The sequence below is a fragment of the Pelomonas caseinilytica genome (assembly GCF_021353235.1).
GTDB lineage: Bacteria > Pseudomonadota > Gammaproteobacteria > Burkholderiales > Burkholderiaceae_C > Pelomonas > Pelomonas caseinilytica.
Map to the genome: position 1 here is coordinate 105,380 of NZ_JAJTWT010000003.1, position 13,944 is coordinate 119,323.

Here is a 13,944-nt window from a genome sequence, read left to right on the forward strand (position 1 = left end):
GCTAGGGAGTCGTCATCGGACTGCGGATGTCGTCCACGCCTGCGCGCAAGGCGCGCCAGAAGGCCGGGTCCAGCGAGGTCGCCATGTTGATGCGCATCAAGGAACCGGGCCGGCGCGTGGCGCTGAAAAGGGCGCCGGGCGCGATCAGCCAGCCGGCATCGAGCAGGGGCTGGGCCAGGCGTTCGGTGTCCACGCCGACGTCGAGCCAGCCGAACAGGCCGTCCGGCGGCGAGGCCCAGGCAAAGCCCTGCCGGGCCGCGAGGGCCGAGATGCGCTGGCGGGCCGTGGCCAGCCGCTCGCGCAGGCGCTGGGCATGGCGACGCAGCCGGCCCTGCTCCAGGCACAGGGCCACGGCGCGCTCCAGCACGGGCGAGCTGGTCAGGCCGTCGAGCAGCTTGGTGTCGGTCAACGCACGAAGGCGCTCGGGCGCGGCGGCGAGATAGCCCACCCGCCAGGCCGGCGTCAGCACCTTGGAAAAGCCCGAGACGTAGGTGACCCGGCGCAGCCCGTCCAGGGCCGCCAGGCGCGGCAGGTGCTCGGGGGCGAGGAAGCCGTAGCTGTCGTCCTCGACGATGAAGAAGTCGTGCTCGTCCGCCAGGCGCAACAGGCGGTGGGCGCCGGCAAGGTTGAGGCTGTGGCCCGTCGGGTTGTGCAGCACGGAGACGGTGAGATAGGCCCGCGGCGCATGCTGGGCGGCCAGGGCGGCGAGCACGTCCAGGTCCGGCCCCTGGGCGCCGCGCGGCACCGGCAGCAGCCGGATGCCGGCCTGGGTCAGGCGCGCGAACATGATGGCCCAGCCCGGGTCGTCCACGAGAACGGCGTCGCCGGCCTGCAGTTGGGTGCGGATGATGAGGTCGAGCGCATGCGTGGCGCCGTTGGTGGTGAGGATCTGCGCCGGGCCGGCGTGGATGCCCAGGTCGGCCAGGCGCTGCGACAGGGCGGCTCGCAGGCGGGTGTCGCCGCTCGGGTCGCCGTAGCTGACCTGCACGCCGGCCGCGTCGGAGTGGTGCAGGCGGCGCAGGGCGGACTGCAGCAACGTCGGGTCCAGCCAGTCGGCCGGCAGGGTGCCCAGGCCGGGCGAGCGGGCGGCGTCGGCCTCGAACATGCCGCGGATGAGGGCGGTCGCGTCCATCGGCGCCTGGCGCGGGGCCGCCGCGGCCGGTGCGCGGGCGGCCCGGGCCGCGCTGGCCGGGCCGGTATCGCGCACGAAGAAGCCCCGCTGGCGGCGCGCCTCCAGCAGGCCGGCCGCCTGCAACTGGTCGTAGGCGGCGACGACGGTGTGGGGACTGACGCCATGCTGGCGGGCGCAGTCGCGCACCGAGGGCAGCCGCGTGCCCGGCAGCAGCAGCCGCTCGCGGATGCGGTGGGCGTAGCGCTCGGCCAACTGGCCGGCCAGCGGCTGGCTGGCGCCGCGCAGCAGCGGCGGGTGTGTACCGGTGGGCATGGCAATACAGATTCGTGGCGTGGTCTGCGAACTGTACTGGTTCTGTATCGGTCACTGTGCCTAGACTGATCCCATGTCAGGGACTTCCTCTCGCTCCTCCACCGTCGCGCTGTCGACGACCTCGGCCTCCGACGCGACGCGCGGCCTGCTGCTGGGCGTGGCCGGCGTGGCGATGTTCGCCCTCAGCCTGCCGATGACGCGGCTGGCCGGCGGCAGCGTGGAGGCGCCACAGCTGCCGCCCGCCTTCGTCGCCTTCGGGCGCGCCGCCGTGGCGGGGCTGCTGTCGATGGCCTACCTCTGGGCGACCGGAGCGCGCCGCCCGCGCGGCCACGAGTGGGGGCTGCTGGCACTGACGGCCGGCGGCGTCGTCTTCGGCTGGCCGCTGCTGTCGGGGCTGGCGGTGCGGCGCGTGGACGCCGTGCATGCCGCCGTCGTCTCGGGCGTGCTGCCGCTGGCCACGGCCGTCATCGGCGCGCTGGCCCTGCGCCAGAGGCCCAGCCTGGGCTTCTGGGCCTGTGCGCTGGCCGGCCTGGGCCTGGTGGTGGGCTTTGCGGCCTGGCGCGGGGCCGGGGGCCTGGAGCTGGCGGACGGCCTGCTGCTGGGCGCCGTGGTCTGCGCTTCGGCCGGTTATGTGAGCGGGGCCCGGCTGTCCCGGGCGCTGACGGCGGAGCAGGTGATCTGCTGGGTGCTGGTGCTGAGCCTGCCGGCGACGCTGCCGCTGGCGCTGTGGACGCGCCCGCCCGCGCCGGTGGCGGCGTCGGCCTGGGCGGGCTTCGCCTACGTCTCGCTGTTCTCGATGTGGATCGGCTTCTTCGCCTGGTATCGCGGCCTGGCCCTGGGCGGCACGCTGCGGGTGAGCCAGGTGCAGGTGCTGCAGCCCTTCCTGTCCATGCTGGCCGCCGTGCCGCTGCTGGGTGAGCGGCTGGACCTGACCACCGTCGCCTTCGCGGCCGCCGTCATCGCGGTGGTGTGGCTGGGCAAGCGGCAACCGGTGAATTGAAAGGAGACGCCATGAACGACCATTTCACGACCCGGCTGGCGCCGGGGCAGGTGCTGACGCTGGCCGCCGGCCGCGGCCCGCGCCGCCTCGTGGTGACCCGTGGCCGGCTGTGGCTGACGGTGTCGGGCCAGGTCGACGACCATTGGCTGCTCGCCGGCCAGGGCCTGACCCTCGCCGCCGGGCAGGAGGCCGTCGTCGAGGCCTGGCCGTGGGCCGAGTTCCAGCTGCTGCAGCCCCTGCCTGCGCGGCGCGTGGAGCCGCGGCCGGCGCGCGGCTGGCGGCTGGCGGCGACCTGGGCGCCGGTGGCCCAGGCATGAAGACGCTGGGCGTCCTCGGCGGCATGAGCTGGGAGTCCACCCAGCATCTCTACGCCCTGCTCAACCGCGGCGTCGCGGCCCGGCTGGGCGGCCTGCACAGCGCCCGGCTGGTGCTGCACAGCGTCGACTTCGCGCCCGTCGCGGCGCTGCAGGCCGCGGGCGACTGGGTCGAGGCGGCGCGCCTGCTGGGCGAAGCCGCCGCGGGGCTGCGCCGGGCCGGCGCCGAGGCGCTGCTGATCGCGACCAACACCATGCACCGCGTCGCCGCGGAGGTCGAGCGCGCCGCCGGGCTGCCGGTGCTGCACATCGTCGACGCCACCGCCGAGGCCCTGCGCGCTGCGGGGGTGAGGCGGGCCGGCCTGCTGGCCACACGCTTCACGATGGAGCCCGGCTTCTACCGGGAACGGATGCGCGAGCGCTTCGGCATCGAGCTCATCGTGCCAGACGAGGCCGGCCGGGCCGAGGTGCACCGGCTGATCTACGAGGAGCTGTGCCGCGGGCGCTTCGAGCCGGCGTCGCGCGAACGGCTGCGCGGCCAGGTGGCGGCGCTGGCCGACCGGGGCGCCCAGGCCGTCGTGCTCGGCTGCACAGAGCTCGGGCTGCTGCTGCCGGCCGATTCCCCCGCGGCGCTGCCGCTTTTCGATTCCACGGAAATCCACGCCCGCGCCGCGGTCGACTGGATGCTAGGCTGACCCCTTTGAAATCGCACGTAACTCCATCATGACCACTGTCTGGACCCAGGCCCGCCGCGCCGCGCGGATGAATCCTTCCATCATTCGCGAGATCCTCAAGGTCACCGAGAAGCCAGGCATCCTGTCCATGGCCGGTGGCCTGCCGAGCGCCGACACCTTCCCCGTGGAGGCGCTGAAGGCGGCCTGCGACCGCGTGCTGACCCAAGCGCCGCGCGAGGCCCTGCAGTACGCCGCCAGCGAGGGCTTCGGCCCGCTGCGCGAGTGGGTGGCGGCGCGGGTGGCGACGCTGGGCATGGCGGTCAGGCCCGATCAGGTGCTGATCACCAGCGGCTCCCAGCAGGGGCTGGATCTCGTCGGCAAGGTGCTGTGCGATGCCGGCGCGCCGGTGGCCGTCGAGACGCCGACCTACCTCGGCGCCCTGCAGGCCTTCACACCCTACGAGCCCATCTTCGCCAGCCTGGCCAGCGACGCCGAAGGGCCGCTGCCCGAGGCCATCGCAGCCCTGCCGCACGATGCGCCCGGCACGCGCTTCAGCTACCTGCTGCCCAACTACCAGAACCCCACCGGCCGGGTCATGGGCGCGGCCCGCCGCGCCGAAGTGGTGGAGGCCTCGCGCCGTGCGGGCGTGCCCATCGTCGAGGACAACCCCTACGGCGACCTCTGGTTCGACGCGCCGCCGCCGGCCGCCCTGTCCAGCCTCTGGCCCGAGGGCTCGCTCTACCTCGGCTCCTTCTCCAAGGTGCTGACGCCGGGCTTTCGCCTGGGCTACCTCATCGCGCCGCCCGAGCTCTTCCCCAAGCTGCTGCAGGCCAAGCAGGCGGCGGACCTGCACACGCCGGGCTTCAACCAGCGCGTCGTCCACGAGGTCATCCGCGACGGCTTCCTGGACGGCCACATCCCCACCATCCGCCAGCGCTACAAGGCCAACCGCGACGCCATGGCGGCGGGGCTGCGCGACTTCCTGCCGCCGGGCTGCGAATGGCAGTCGCCCGAGGGCGGCATGTTCTTCTGGGTGCGCCTGCCCGAGGGGCTGGACGCCATGGCCCTGCTGCCCCAGGCGGTGGAAGCCGGCATCGCCTACGTGCCCGGCGCGGCCTTCTACGCGCACCAGGCCGATGCACGCACCCTGCGCCTGTCCTTCGTCACCCTGACGCCCGAACTGATCGGCGAGGGGGTGGAGAAGCTCGGCCGGCTGCTGCACGAGGCGCTGGAGGCGGCGGCCGAGCCGGCGCCCTAATCGCAAAGCCTGACAGTTAGCTGAAGCCCGGGAGCCTGCGGGGCCCCGGGTTTCCACATCCCCAATTCGTCGCTGCTCTGGCATCGTATGCGCCGGCCCCCGGCAAAGCCGCCGGGGTGGACGCATAACGGAGACGAGGCAACGATGAAGCAAATCTGGACGGCCGTGGCACTGGCGGCGATGGCATGGGGTGCACAGGCAGCAGAGCCGATCAAGATCGGCGTATCCGGGCCGTTCACCGGCGGCTCTTCGTCCATGGGCGTGAGCATGCGCGACGGCGTCAGGCTGGCGGCCGACGAGATCAACAAGGCCGGCGGCGTGCTGGGCCGGCAGATCCAGCTGGTCGAGCGCGACGACGAGGCCAAGAACGAACGCGGCGTGCAGATCGCCCAGGAGCTGATCAACAAGGAGAAGGTGGCCGCCACCGTCGGCTACATCAACACCGGCGTGGCCCTGGCCTCCCAGCGCTTCTACCAGGAGGCCAAGATCCCGGTCATGAACAACGTGGCGACGGGCTCGGCCGTGACGCTGCAGTTCAAGGACGCGCCGGAGAACTACATCTTCCGCAACGCCGCCCACGATTCCATCCAGGCGCCGATGATCGTCGAGGAGGCCATCACCAAGCGCGGCTTCAAGAAGGTCGCCATCCTGGCCGACAGCACCAACTACGGCCAGCTCGGCCGCGCCGACCTGGAGGCGGCCCTCAAGCTCAAGGGCATCACCCCGGTCGCCGTCGAGAAGTTCAACATCAAGGACGTCGACATGACGGCCCAGCTGCTCAAGGCCAAGGAGGCCGGCGCCGAGGCCGTGCTGACCTACGGCATCGGCCCGGAGCTGGCCCAGATCGCCAACGGCATGACCAAGCTGGGCTGGAAGGTGCCGATGATCGGCTCCTGGACCCTGTCCATGGCCAACTACATCGACAACGCCGGCCCGGGCGGCGAGGGCGCGCGCATGCCCCAGACCTTCATCCAGGAGCCGACGACGCCCAAGCGCCAGGCCTTCATCATCAACTACCTCAAGACCTTCAACCCGAAGAACTCGCGCATCGACTCGCCGGTATCGGCCGCGCAGGGCTACGACTCGGTCTACCTGCTGGCCGCCGCCATCAAGCAGGCCGGCACGACGGAAGGCCCCAAGGTCAAGGCCGCGCTCGAAGACCTCAAGACGCCGGTGGAAGGCGTCGTCACGACCTACAACAAGCCCTTCTCCAAGACCGACCACGAAGCCATCACGGCCAACATCCCGGTGATGGGCGAGGTCAAGGGCCAGCGCGTCGTCTACGCCTACCCCGAGGACTTCAAGAAGGCCTCCGAAGTGCGCGTCAAGGACGTCAACGCCAAGGGCGCGATCGAGCAGAAAAAGCGGCAATAAAAAGGGCCCACCCCCTACCGGCTGCGCCGGCCCCCTCAAGGGGGCGCCGCTGGCGGACCGGCAGAGCCGGATCCGCGGCGGCCGCTGGAGGGGTCGGGCGGGCCGCGATGCGGCCTCGCCCTCTTTCATCCAACACGAAATCCAGATGCAAATCCTGACCCAGCTCGTGTTCAGCGGCATCGCGCTGGGCATGATCTACGCCGTCATCGCCTTCGGCTACCAGCTGACCTTCGCGACCAGCGACACCCTCAACTTCGGCCAGGGCGAGGCGCTGATGCTCGGCGCGCTGGTGGGGCTGAGCCTCGTCGGCTGGGGCGTCAACTACTGGTTGATGATCCCGCTGGTCTGCCTCTTCGGGGCCTTCCAGGGCGCCGTCGTCGAGCGCATTGGCGTGCGGCCGGCCATCAAGATGAAGAGCGAGTTCGGCTGGATCATGTCCACCATCGCGCTGGGCATCATCTTCAAGAACGTGGCCGAGAACGTCTGGGGCCGCGACGACCTGAGGTTCCCCTCGCCCCTGCCCGAGGCGCCGATGAAGTTCCTCGGCGCCAACGTGCTGCCGATGGAGCTCCTGGTCATCGTCGGTGCCGTCGGCATGATGCTGGCGGTCGAGCTCTTCAACCGCAAGAGCATCTATGGCAAGGCGGTGGTGGCCACCTTCAACGACCGCGACGCGGCCAAGCTGATGGGCATCAACACCGGCCTGGTCATCACCTTCTCCTATGCGCTGTCGTCGCTGACGGCTTCGTTCGCCGGCGTGCTCATCGCGCCGCTGACGCTGACCGGCGCCACCATGGGCGCGGTGCTCGGCCTCAAGGCCTTCGCCGTCGCCATCATCGGCGGCCTGACCAGCGGCATGGGCATCATCGTGGGCGGCATCATCCTCGGCGTGGCCGAGACGACGACGGGTTTCTACATCTCCACCGGCTACAAGGACGTGCCGGGCCTCGTGCTGCTGCTCATCGTGCTCGCCGTGAAGCCGGCCGGCCTGTTCGGCAAGACCGCCATCAAGAAGGTCTGAGGGAAGGCCACACGTGAACCTGAAGAAAACTGCACTCGGCATCCTGGCCATCGCGGCCGTCGCCGTCTTCCCGCTGGCCTCCGGCAACCCGTACTACATCCACCTGGTCGAGACCATCATGATCTACGCGATCGTGCTGTTCGGCCTGGACATCGTCGTGGGCTACACCGGCCAGGTGTCGCTCGGCCACGCGGGTCTTTTCGGCATCGGGGCCTACACGGCCGGCGTGCTCATCCTCAAGCTGGATGCGCCGGTCTACCTCACGCTGCCGGCCGCCATCGCCGTGACGGCGGTCTTCGGCGCGATGCTGGCCCTGCCGGCCCTGCGCGTGACGGGGCCCTACCTCGCCATGGTGACACTGGCCTTCGGCACCATCATCCAGATCCTGATCAACGAGATGACCTTCCTGACGGAAGGCCCCATGGGCATCACGCTGACCAAGCCCACGCTCTTCGGCCACCAGCTCGACGAGACGCAGTACTACTGGCTCGTCATGGCCTGCCTGGTCGCGTCGCTCATCTTCGTGCACCGCGTGCTGCACAGCCAGCTCGGCCGCGCCTTCGAGGCCCTGCGCGGCAGCCCGGTGGCGTCGGACTGCATGGGCGTGTCGGTCTACCGATACAAGGTCTATGCCTTCGTCATCTCGGCCGCGCTGGCCGGCCTGGCGGGCTCGCTCTACGCCTATTCCGAGCAGTACATCAGCCCCAACACCTACAACTTCGAGCTGACGGTGATGTTCCTGCTGGCCATCATCATGGGCGGGCGCAAGACGCGCACCGGCGCGCTGCTGGGCGCGGCCATCATCGTCATGCTGCCCAAGCTGCTGGACGACCTGGAGGTCTTCCGCATCGGCGCCGCGGTGCTGGCCGTCATCGTGGCCATCTCGGTGGCGGTGGCCCTCAAGCGCGGCAAGATGACCGGGCAGCTGGCGGCCATCCCCGTGGTGGGCACCGTCGGCCTGGCGCTGCTGTCCTTCAAGCTGGAGACGATGACCGACTGGCGGCTGTCCATCTTCGGCCTCATCACCCTCTTCGTCGTCTACTACCTGCAGGACGGCATCGTGGGCTTCGTCCGCAATGCGCTCAACCTCAAGGTCAGGACCGAGCGCGACACCACGGCCGCCGCCGCCGCCGCGCTGACCCGGGCCAGCGCCCAGGGCGAGCCCGAGCTGCTCAAGGCCAGCCACGTGCTGATGCAGTTCGGCGGCCTGAAGGCGCTCAACGACGTCGACCTCGTCGTCAGGCGCGGCACCATCCACGGCCTGATCGGCCCCAACGGCTCGGGCAAGAGCACGATGATGAACGTGCTCACCGGCATCTACCAGCCGACCGCGGGCACGGTGGTCTTCGCCGGCCGCACGGTCAATGGCCGCACTTCCTCCGACATCGCGCTGTCGGGCATCGCGCGCACCTTCCAGAACGTGCAGCTCTTCGGCGAGATGACGGCGCTGCAGAACGTCCTCGTCGGCCTGCACCACAGCTTCAGGAGCAACCTCGTCGACGTGGCCCTGCACTTGCCGCGCTACCTGCGCGAGGACCGCGAGCAGCGCGCACGGGCCCATGCGCTGCTGGACTTCGTCGGCCTGGGCGAGCTGGCCAGCGAGGAGGCGCGCAACCTGCCCTACGGCAAGCAGCGCCTGCTGGAGATCGCCCGCGCGCTGGCCCTGGACCCGCAGCTGCTGCTGCTGGACGAGCCCGCCGCCGGCCTCACCGCACCGGACATCAAGGAGCTGCTGGAGATCATCCGCAAGATCCGCGATGCCGGCGTCACCGTCATCCTGATCGAACACCACATGGACGTCGTCATGAGCCTGTGCGACCGCGTCTCGGTGCTGGACTTCGGCCAGAAGATCGCCGAGGGCCTGCCGGGCGAAGTGCAGGCCAACGAGAAGGTCATCGAGGCCTACCTGGGCGGCCAGGCGAGCTGAGGACCACAAGATGCTGACCATCAACAACCTCAGCGCCGGCTACGGCAAGGTCCAGGTCCTGCACGGCATTTCGCTGGAAGTGCCCAAGGGCCAGGTCGTGACCCTCATCGGCTCCAACGGCGCCGGCAAGACGACCACCATGCGCGCCGTCAGCGGCATGATCAAGCCGACGGGTGGCGAGATCGCGCTCAACGGCCACCGCATCGACGGCCTGGAGAGCTACCACATCGCCCGGCGGGGCCTGGCGCACTCGCCCGAAGGGCGGCGCGTCTTCGCGACCATGACGGTCACCGACAACCTGCGCCTGGGCGCCTTCCCGCGCTACACCGGCGAGCGGCCCAAGGGCGACATCGCCGGCGACCTGGAGCGGGCGCTCGAACTCTTTCCGCGCCTGAAGGAGCGCCGCCTGCAGCTGGCCGGCACGCTGTCCGGCGGCGAGCAGCAGATGCTGGCCATGGCGCGCGCCGTCATGCTCAACCCCGAGGTCGTGCTGCTCGACGAGCCGTCCATGGGCCTGGCGCCCATCCTCGTGGACGAGGTGTTCCGCATCATCGAAAGCCTGAAGGCGCGCGGCGTGACGATGCTGCTGGTCGAGCAGTTTGCGGCGGCGGCCCTCAAGGTGGCCGACTACGGCTACGTGCTGGAGAACGGCCGCATCGCCGTCCACGGCCCGGCCGACAAGCTGCGCGACGACCCGGCGGTGCAGGCGGCCTATCTGGGCGGCGGCCACTGACGGTGGAAAGGCCGCCCTACAGCCTCAGCTTCGAGGACATCGACGCCGTCGCGGCGCATGCCTTCCTGACCCGCGCCTACTGGTGCGAGGGCATTCCGCTGGCGATGGTGGAGCGGGCCATCGCCCACTCGCTGTGCATCGCGCTGCATGCCCAGGGCGCCGGCCAGGTGGGCTTCGCCCGCGTGGTGACCGACCGCACGACCTTCGCCTACCTCTGCGACGTCTACGTGCTGGAAGACCACAGGCGAAGAGGCCTGGCCGATTGGATGGTTCAATCCCTGCTCGCCCACCCGGACCTGCAAGGCCTGCGCCGCTTCATGCTGTTCACGCGAGACGCCTACCCGCTTTATGCCCGCCACGGCTTCAAGCCGCTGGCGACGCCCGAGCGCGGCATGGAGGTCGTGCGGCCGGGGATCTATCTCCAGCCCGCGCCACCTCCAGATGCCTGAACTTCGCCGCTTCCTCCAGCTCGACGTCTTCACCGCCACACCGCTCAAGGGCAATGCCCTGGCCGTCGTCGTCGACGGCGCCGGCCTCGCCGACGAGCAGATGGCCGAGTTCGCCCGCTGGACCAATCTCTCCGAGACCACCTTCCTGCTGCCGCCCACCGACCCGGCGGCCGACTACCGCGTGCGCATCTTCACGCCCGGCGGCGAGCTGCCCTTCGCGGGCCACCCGACGCTGGGCAGCGCCCACGCCTTCCTGGCCAGCGGTGGCGACGCGAAGAAGCCGGGCGAGGTGGTGCAGCAATGCGCCATCGGCCTGGTGCGCGTCAAGCGCGAGGGCACGCGCCTGGCCTTCGCTGCGCCGCCGCTGCAGCGCAGCGGGCCGGTCGAGCCGGCGCTGCGGGCCCAGGCGGTGGCCTCGCTGCGCATCGCGCCCGAGGCCCTGCTCGACCTCGCCTGGGTGGACAACGGCCCCGGCTGGATGGTGGCGCGCCTGGCCGACGCCGCCAGCGTGTTGGCCCTGCAGCCCGACTTCATCGCGATGAAGGGCCTCAAGCTCGGCGTGGTCGGCCCGCACCCGGCCGGCGCGGAGTGCCAGTTCGAGGTGCGCGCCTTCGTGCCCGACCTGGGCATCCCGGAAGATCCCGTCACCGGCAGCCTGAATGCCGGCCTGGCGCTGTGGCTGCAGGAGAAGGGGCTGGCCGGCGACCGCTACGTCGCCGCCCAGGGCGCGGCGCTGGGCCGAGCCGGCCGCGTGCACGTCGTGCGCGACGCCGAGGGCACCTGGATCGGCGGCGACGTGACGCCCCTGATCCACGGGCAGGTGAGGCTGTGATGACCGAGGAACTGTTCCGCGAGGACGCGACGCTGCTGCACTGCGATGCCAGCGTCACCGGTCAAGGGGAGGGCGGCGTGCTGCTCGACCGCACCGTCTGCTATCCGCTGGGCGGCGGCCAGGCAGGCGACACCGGCTGGCTGGTGGCCGGCGAGCGGCGCTGGCGCATCACCGACACGCGCAAGAGCAAGGAGAGGCCCGGCGGCATCGTGCATCTCGTCGAAGGCGAGCTTCCGGCCGTCGGCACGCCGGTGCGCGTGGAGGTGGATGCCACGCGCCGCCAGGCCCACCGGCGCTTCCACACGGCCACCCACCTGCTGTGCGCCTTGCTGCCCTATCCGGTGGATGGCTGCTCCATCACCGAGACCTATGCGCGGCTGGACTTCCACACCGACCAACCCTTCGACAAGGACGCCATCCAGGCCGGCCTCACCCGCCTCGTCGCCGAGGCGCACCCGGTGGGCCACCGCTGGATCAGCGAGGAAGAACTCGACGCCAACCCCGGCCTGGTTCGCTCCATGAGCGTGCAGCCGCCGCGCGGCCTGGGGCGGGTGCGGGTGCTGGAGATCGAAGGCGTGGACCTGCAGCCCTGCGGCGGCACGCATGTGTCGAACACGGCGGAGATCGGGCTCATCGTGGTCACGAAGATCGAAAAGAAGTCAGCCAAGACCCGCAGGGTCGTGCTCGGCTTTGCCGAGTCGGCCGCAGGCCGGAGCTGAGTTCTTTGGGGGGCACTCATGTGCGCTGTGCGCACGTGAGTGATCACCAAAAGAAGTCCGCCAAGACGCGCCGCGTGGTCTTGGGATTTGCCGGCTGACGCCGCTGGCTACACTGCGGCGCCTATGGTCGGTCCCGACATCCAGCTCATCACGCCCGAGTCCGCCGAGGACTGGCAGGAAACCCGGCTCATCCTGCGCGAGTACGCCAGCAGCCTCGACGTGGACCTCGACTTCCAGGGGTTCGAGGACGAACTGGCCTGCCTGCCCGGCGCCTATGCGCCTCCCGGCGGCCTCATGCTGCTGGCCACCGTGGACGGCGCCATCGCCGGCAGCGGCGCCTTCCGGCCCCTGCCCGATGCCGACTACCCCAACGCCTGCGAGATGAAGCGCCTGTTCGTGCGCCCGGCCTTCCGACGCTTCGGCCTGGGCCGCGTGCTGGCGCAGGCGCTGATGGACCGCGCGACGGAGGCCGGCTATTCGTCCATGCTGCTCGACACGCTGGACGACATGGAGGCGGCGCGCGGGCTCTACGAGAGCCTGGGCTTCGTCGAGGTGCCGCCGTTCTACTTCAATCCCATCCCGGGCGCGCACTACTTGAAGGCCGAGCTGGGGGCCTTCCGGCCCAGTTACTTCGGATAACGGCCTAGAGTGGCGGGATGGCCCAAGACGACCTCCAGCCCCTCGGTTCCCATCGCTGCCTGCTCGGCGAGTCGCCGCTCTGGCATCCCATCGAACAGGCCCTGTACGCGGTCGACATTCCCGGGCGCCAGGTGTTGCGCTGGCGGGCCGGTGCCGACACGCCCGAGGCCTGGCCGCAGGACGCCGAGCCCGGCTGCATCGCCGCGCGGGAGGCGGGCGGCCTGCTCGTCGCGCGCCGCGACGGCCTGTGGGCGCTGGACACCTCCAGCGGCGCCCAGCGCCTCGTCAGCCCGCCGCCCTACGACCCGGCCCGCCTGCGATTCAACGACGGCAAGGTCGACCCCGCCGGCCGCTTCTGGGTCGGCGGCATCTCCGACGCGCGCGAGCCGGAGGCGGCCCTCTACCGCTTCGGCGACGGCGGCTTCACCGCCGAGGTACCGGGGCTGACCACGGCCAACGGCCTGGCCTGGAGCCCCGACGGGCGGCGCATGCACTGGTCCGACACCAAGGCCCACCGCATCTACGTGGCCGACTTCGACGCCGCGACCGGGCAACTGGCCTCGCCGCGCGTCTTCGCCGAGTTCGCGCCGCGCACGGCCGGCCAGGCCTACGGCGGGCGCCCTGACGGGGCCGCCATGGACGCCGAGGGCTGCTACTGGGTGGCGATGTTCGAGGGCGGTTGCCTGCTGCGGCTGTCGCCGTCGGGCGAGGTGCTGCGGCGCGTCGAGCTGCCGGCGGCCTGCCCGACCATGCCGGCTTTCGGCGGTGCCGACCTGCGCACCCTGTTCGTCACGACGGCGCGCGACAAGCGTCCGGCCGAGGAACTCGCGCGCCAGCCGCTGGCCGGCGCAGTGCTGCAGCTGCGGGTCGATGTCCCTGGCGTCCCGACCACGCTGACACAGGCCTGAATCCCGACCGATCCGGGTCGCGCATTTACCCCGGTGTAACTCGTCACATATAATGAGGGGCTTTGTGGATGGCGCCCGTGCGTCATCCTGGTGCAACCGGCCCCGGGTAGTTTGAAGGGGTCGAGCCGCCCACCCCAGGATCTGGCGCCATGACCGAAACCGGCCCCCGCAAGACCTGGCCTCCCGCCTCGGCAGGGGGCTGGGACGACGACAACGAGGAGCCGCCCGTCAAGGCCCTGAGCCCGGAAGAGGCGGCGGCACTGAAGTCCGCGTTGCCGATGCTGTCGCCCTGGCGTGTGCTGGGGATGCAGCTGGTGGCAGGGCTGTTGTGCGCGGCCGTGATCCGGCTGTGGACGGCATCCGGCGTGGCCATGGCTTCGGCGTTGTACGGCGTCGCGGCGGTGGTGCTGCCCAACATGCTGCTGGCGCGAGGCATGACGAAGCGCGTGAATTCTGCAGTCGGCGCGGCTGCTGGGTTCATGGGTTGGGAATTTTTGAAAATCGGTGCGTCCGTCGCGATGCTGGTGCTGGCCCCCAAAGTGGTGCCGGGCCTGAGCTGGCCAGCCCTGCTGGTCACCCTCGCGGTGTGCATCAAGGTGAACTGGCTGGCGCTCGCGTGGCGCGGCCGCAAACAGTACTGACGAGGCAGAAC

Annotated in this window: 15 protein-coding genes; 14 read left to right on the forward strand and 1 reads right to left on the reverse strand. The window is 70.8% G+C overall.

Annotated features, from left to right (window positions below; all coding sequences use genetic code 11):
* Position 1: 1 nt before the first annotated feature.
* Positions 2 to 1,444, reverse strand: a complete 1,443-nt coding sequence (locus LXT12_RS07860; RefSeq protein WP_233390948.1) for an aminotransferase-like domain-containing protein — start codon at positions 1,442 to 1,444, stop codon at positions 2 to 4.
* A gap of 73 nt (positions 1,445 to 1,517) precedes the next feature.
* On the opposite strand from LXT12_RS07860, the gene LXT12_RS07865 reads away from it, so the two are divergent.
* The 14 genes from LXT12_RS07865 (at position 1,518) to LXT12_RS07930 (ending at position 13,933) form a co-directional block, all read left to right on the forward strand.
* The gene (locus LXT12_RS07865) at positions 1,518 to 2,444 is read left to right on the forward strand and encodes a DMT family transporter (protein WP_233390950.1); all 927 of its coding nucleotides are present in this window, start codon (positions 1,518 to 1,520) and stop codon (positions 2,442 to 2,444) included.
* 11 nt (positions 2,445 to 2,455) lie between these two features.
* A complete protein-coding gene (locus LXT12_RS07870; RefSeq protein ID WP_233390951.1) occupies positions 2,456 to 2,761 on the forward strand; it encodes a DUF2917 domain-containing protein in 306 nt (101 codons plus the stop codon).
* Positions 2,758 to 3,453, forward strand: coding sequence for an aspartate/glutamate racemase family protein (locus tag LXT12_RS07875; protein ID WP_233390952.1), 696 nt, complete (start codon positions 2,758 to 2,760; stop codon positions 3,451 to 3,453). The genes LXT12_RS07870 and LXT12_RS07875 overlap by 4 nt, the downstream gene beginning before the upstream one ends.
* Positions 3,454 to 3,481: 28 nt before the next feature.
* Complete coding sequence (locus LXT12_RS07880) at positions 3,482 to 4,690, forward strand: aminotransferase-like domain-containing protein (protein WP_233390953.1); 1,209 nt, start codon at positions 3,482 to 3,484, stop codon at positions 4,688 to 4,690.
* Between the two features lie 144 nt (positions 4,691 to 4,834).
* Positions 4,835 to 6,064, forward strand: a complete 1,230-nt coding sequence (locus LXT12_RS07885; protein ID WP_233390954.1) for an ABC transporter substrate-binding protein — start codon at positions 4,835 to 4,837, stop codon at positions 6,062 to 6,064.
* Between the two features lie 145 nt (positions 6,065 to 6,209).
* Positions 6,210 to 7,085: a branched-chain amino acid ABC transporter permease gene (locus LXT12_RS07890; RefSeq protein ID WP_233390955.1), complete on the forward strand. Its 876-nt coding sequence runs from the start codon at positions 6,210 to 6,212 to the stop codon at positions 7,083 to 7,085.
* A gap of 13 nt (positions 7,086 to 7,098) precedes the next feature.
* Entirely contained in the window at positions 7,099 to 9,012 is a 1,914-nt protein-coding gene (locus LXT12_RS07895) for a branched-chain amino acid ABC transporter ATP-binding protein/permease (RefSeq protein ID WP_233390956.1), read from the forward strand.
* Positions 9,013 to 9,022: 10 nt separating this feature from the next.
* A complete protein-coding gene (locus tag LXT12_RS07900) occupies positions 9,023 to 9,745 on the forward strand; it encodes an ABC transporter ATP-binding protein (RefSeq protein WP_233390957.1) in 723 nt (240 codons plus the stop codon).
* Between the two features lie 2 nt (positions 9,746 to 9,747).
* A complete protein-coding gene (locus LXT12_RS07905) occupies positions 9,748 to 10,194 on the forward strand; it encodes a GNAT family N-acetyltransferase (RefSeq protein WP_233390958.1) in 447 nt (148 codons plus the stop codon).
* Complete coding sequence (locus LXT12_RS07910) at positions 10,187 to 11,026, forward strand: PhzF family phenazine biosynthesis protein (protein ID WP_233390959.1); 840 nt, start codon at positions 10,187 to 10,189, stop codon at positions 11,024 to 11,026. The genes LXT12_RS07905 and LXT12_RS07910 overlap by 8 nt, the downstream gene beginning before the upstream one ends.
* Complete coding sequence (locus tag LXT12_RS07915) at positions 11,026 to 11,745, forward strand: alanyl-tRNA editing protein (protein WP_233390960.1); 720 nt, start codon at positions 11,026 to 11,028, stop codon at positions 11,743 to 11,745. The genes LXT12_RS07910 and LXT12_RS07915 overlap by 1 nt, the downstream gene beginning before the upstream one ends.
* Before the next feature lie 123 nt (positions 11,746 to 11,868).
* The gene (locus tag LXT12_RS07920; RefSeq protein WP_233390962.1) at positions 11,869 to 12,384 is read left to right on the forward strand and encodes a GNAT family N-acetyltransferase; all 516 of its coding nucleotides are present in this window, start codon (positions 11,869 to 11,871) and stop codon (positions 12,382 to 12,384) included.
* Between the two features lie 17 nt (positions 12,385 to 12,401).
* Positions 12,402 to 13,292: an SMP-30/gluconolactonase/LRE family protein gene (locus LXT12_RS07925; protein ID WP_233390963.1), complete on the forward strand. Its 891-nt coding sequence runs from the start codon at positions 12,402 to 12,404 to the stop codon at positions 13,290 to 13,292.
* 149 nt (positions 13,293 to 13,441) lie between these two features.
* A complete protein-coding gene (locus LXT12_RS07930; protein WP_233390964.1) occupies positions 13,442 to 13,933 on the forward strand; it encodes an ATP synthase subunit I in 492 nt (163 codons plus the stop codon).
* Positions 13,934 to 13,944: the final 11 nt, after the last annotated feature.